Origin of the sequence: Paenibacillus puerhi (assembly GCF_009846885.1) — a bacterium.
Lineage (GTDB): Bacteria > Bacillota > Bacilli > Paenibacillales > NBRC-103111 > Paenibacillus_G > Paenibacillus_G puerhi.
The window spans coordinates 1-4064 of the sequence record NZ_WUWM01000070.1 but is presented as its reverse complement, the minus strand read 5'-3'; the positions used below and the strand labels follow the sequence as shown (position 1 = coordinate 4064).

The window sequence follows — 4064 nt, the reverse complement described above, 5'->3', positions numbered from 1 at the left end:
AGTTGCTTGATGAGCACCTTCCATGGAGTCCAGCAGTTAGGCAACATTGTACATAACGCAAAGCCTATGGATTCTCATGAACCATGGGCTTTTCTTTTTCAATACACCTGGTTATTAGACGCTTACAAATATACCACTACCTGTAAATATTGGTAATGGTATTTTTCAAGTTTTATTAAAATTGCCCCGATTGCATATATGGTCATTGCATTCACTACGTCGAGAACCTAAGGCCCAAAGGGCCCGGTGGCCCCGTCACTTAGGTTCGCAGATGTGTCCGCCTGCCTTACCTCCCCAGTTCCCCACTTAGGGCGGACCGAGAGGCGTAGCACAGTTGCTTAAATGCGGTATTAGACGACTTAACCCGCTCTCAGTTGCCGCTTTCCAAAGTTCTTGTTGTTCACCAATTATTCAATCTCAGTTCTTTTTTATATTCCTGTATTTTTTATTATCATGTTCCTTCATGAACAGCTTCTCCAATGGGAGACAATTGAAGATCTGCTTCACTGATTCAGTTCATTTTATATCAGTTCAGGTTATTTCGTCTAAAGTTCCTCGCATTCACGAATCCCTGGGTGGTTCACAGCTCATTCATTTTCTTCCACATTTATTTATTCCAATACTTAACATCTCCTGTTTCGTATATTATCTTTCCATCTCTATTAGTTGTCCGAATAGTAATTGGTAATTTCAATTGTTCATCCATTAATGCGTACCAAATAATTCTGTTATCTTTGTTTATTATGAATGCACTTTTATTTCCTTCACTTAATATCACGACTTGACTAATATCAGGATTTTGAACGGTACCATACAGCAAATGTATATTTTCTTTATTATTTTCAGTTCCATGCCAGCTAATATCTTTGTCAGTGTACAATAGACTCTTGTTTATATAATCTTTAAATTTAAATCTACCAAAGTTCTCCTGCAAGGTTATGATTCCTAATTCTTCCTTATGTGTGGTATAGAATGCTATTGTCTTTTCTCTATCCAAATGAACATGTAATAATTGATTGAAATCAGAATCAATGCCTGCAACTGCTCTTTCAATTTGACTATATGGTTGATGCCTATTTATCCACATAAACAAGCAAGTGGCAGCCATAAGAACCAAGATAACGATAATTAATGCTCTTTTTCTTTTCATCTTTACCTCTTGTAAAAAGAATTTCGAGAATTTCTTATAGCGTTTTTGGATTCACGAAAGCGAAAGGCTTAAAGGAGTGTAGCGACTGGAGGCTCTGCCATTATACATCTGACAACCAAGGGTGTAAGTCCCGTAGCGTGAATGCTTAGTATCTAGAGTCAGCGACTTCATTGATTTGCTTACAAATTATCAATTTTTCCAAAATTTTTTAAAACTTTTAAATTACTCAAAGTTATATAACCTTTCCACTCATTTTCAGCGACTTTCCATTCCTGTTCGTATCTACCCCATGACCAATTGGGCACCCATGCCCCATCTTTACTTTGAGTATTTATTAGCGCATCTAAGTCGTACGAAAGCATATCACTATACAGGTAATAAAATTGAGACGACGGTGAGTCTACAATATGTAGAGGAAGTGCACAGTATCCGTTTCTCTCATTAGGATTCTTTACTACACAGTTATTTATAAACACTTCAATCTTTGAAACGAAATGAGTTTGTAATTCGTATGGTAATCGATCTAGCAGTCTTATGTAACAAAAAAGCTCATGCATTTCAGATAGTCGTGATCTGTTATTTAGATATTCAATGCAATATGTCGTTAGATTATTTAGAAAGTCTGCTTTAACAAAATCATGATATTCATAAAAATAACCGATAATTTCAGCATTTGGATTTCCCCAGTGTTCTTGAAACCCATTATAGTTCCACCATATTGCGCGAGGTGCTTGATTCGCGGCTTCCGGTATAATCTCCCATCCATAGTTGTTTTCGTCGAAAGTATTGAAAAGAAAATCAAAACAATCTTTTACAAGCTGTATTTTATTCTTTGACTGAATTCTAGACAAATACTGAAGAGCGATGGTAGTAGCCAGTGCCGATGACTCACTACATCTAAGGTCAGGTTCTAGAGCGTTACCAAACCCCTTGTCCGAGTTTTGGTAATACTTTAATGCTGAAAGAACTTCTTAAGCCTTACCGTTCTCGAACTCATATCTGAACATAGACTTCTCTAATTCTCTTGCATTATTTAATATAAATTCTTTAGCTTGATTAAATTGCTCTCCAGATAGAGTTGACATAGTTCCCCTCCTAATTTAATCGCTGATTTCACATAACGTTTTTGCATTCACGACGTCGCACCACCGCCATCTTCGATTACTATCAAATCTTCATTATTCTTGCTTGGTAATCGCTTTGTAAAATCCCCATATATACGGTATCTGAATACTTACCATTAATAAAATGACGTTGTCGTAATCTTCCTTCTTCTATAAATCCACATTTCTTGTAACAATTTATTGCCTGTTGATTATAATCATGAACTTCCAGTTGTAACCTATTTAAATTCACTCGGTCAAATACAAATTCTTGTAATAACATTATCGCTTCCGATCCATAGCCTCTTCCTTGATCTTCCTTGCATCCAATGACAATACCCATCTCTACACAGCGATTCTTCCAATCAAACTTAAATAAATCGATTTGACCTATATATTCTTCCGATTCTTTATGTGCTATGATAAATCCCTTATGGTCTCCTTTACCTTCGAGCACTGAATTCAAATAAGCTTCCGTCGAATTCATTGTATGTGGGTAAAGAAATACATCTGATAGGTTATCTACAACTTTTGGATCGTTAACCCAAGTCCGCAAATGAATTAAATCATCTTTTCTGTATTCCCTTAATATAATCCGGTCGCCAATTAAATGTGGCACGGTGATCTTCCTCTCTATTTGCATTGGTTTCATCTAGCGTTCTTGCATTCACGTCATCTTACTCCCTTAAATGACCCCAGGATCCGGGCGTTAGCCCTGGATCGGAGTCGCCGCGAAGCGGTTAGGGAGTTTTCCATTACGTGCGGACCGTGGGGGCTTGTCCCCCGATGCGCGAATATAGTGTTATCCGATGGAACCGACATCATTGCCTATCTTACATAGATTCAATTGACTAGCTTGACTACATGTATTTAACTTCTGAATTATTCTTAATTATTAATTCCTCATTAACAAGTTCATTATCATGCTTGCTTATTTCCAACCTCCATATTTCATTTCCCCTATACCACCTGTTCTCATTTTGATAAAACTGATGATTTCTTTCTTCCACTTTGTATATGAATTCCAATTCCGCGTTACAACTTATGTTTCCTTCCAAAAATTCATTCGATAAAAAAATATTGAATTGAAAAGTATAGTTTGTTGGGTTGTAAAATTGCAAATCTACATAATTATAAAAAACACTTGTTCCTGTTCCAAAAGGAACAACTCTTCTATCATCTGGAAATATATCAAAACTATGATGATATCGTTCTTTGATCTCAAGTGGTGTATGAAGTGCAAGCCAAAATAACATATTAGCTAATTGGCATAGCCCACCTCCCGTGCCAGTTCGAACTTCTCCATTTGATAACATTAATCCTTCGATATATCCCTTGGCCTTAGTTGGTTTTCCTATTAGTTTCCAAAACGAAAAAGTCTCTCCCGGATTTATAGCTATCCCATCAATATGCTCAAGAGCAATTTTTAAATTTTTTATTTTATTTTCCTGCAAAATTGGATCCGAATTAGCTAGGACTCTTCTTAAAACAGATTTATGCTTCTTGCAAACAAAACCAAGCTCATCAGGTTTTCTAGAACGAGCATATTTTATTATGGGATTTAGATTCTTAAGATGTCTCTTCCATATAAGTTGCCGAACTCTGAGCTTATATAAAAAAGGAAAATAGCTCAATAATATTCTCTTCATTGAAAGAATCCTCAGTTCTAAATTTTAAGGATTATTAACTCAACTTTCGCACCCAAAAAACCAGTTTAAGTCCGCGCGCCTTCTATGGTAGCGGCTCGTGAGATACCCTGCTTGAAAAATAGAAAAACACCACTTCGTTTGGTAAAGTGAAAGTGCGACCAA

Annotated in this window: 3 protein-coding genes; all 3 read right to left on the bottom strand. The window is 36.4% G+C overall.

The window, feature by feature from the left end; all coding sequences use genetic code 11:
- Positions 1-607: 607 nt before the first annotated feature.
- Entirely contained in the window at positions 608-1150 is a 543-nt protein-coding gene (locus GSF01_RS28885) for a hypothetical protein (RefSeq protein WP_159888723.1), read from the bottom strand.
- A gap of 1167 nt (positions 1151-2317) precedes the next feature.
- The gene (locus GSF01_RS28880) at positions 2318-2872 is read right to left on the bottom strand and encodes a GNAT family N-acetyltransferase (protein ID WP_159888722.1); all 555 of its coding nucleotides are present in this window, start codon (positions 2870-2872) and stop codon (positions 2318-2320) included.
- A 241-nt stretch (positions 2873-3113) separates the two neighbouring features.
- A complete protein-coding gene (locus GSF01_RS28875; protein WP_159888721.1) occupies positions 3114-3902 on the bottom strand; it encodes a VanW family protein in 789 nt (262 codons plus the stop codon).
- Positions 3903-4064: the final 162 nt, after the last annotated feature.

Coding starts and splice junctions, on each gene's coding strand:
- GSF01_RS28885 (WP_159888723.1), bottom strand. CDS start 1,150: ATGAAAAGAAAAAGAGCATTAATTATCGTTATCTTGGTTCTTATGGCT.
- GSF01_RS28875 (WP_159888721.1), bottom strand. CDS start 3,902: ATGAAGAGAATATTATTGAGCTATTTTCCTTTTTTATATAAGCTCAGA.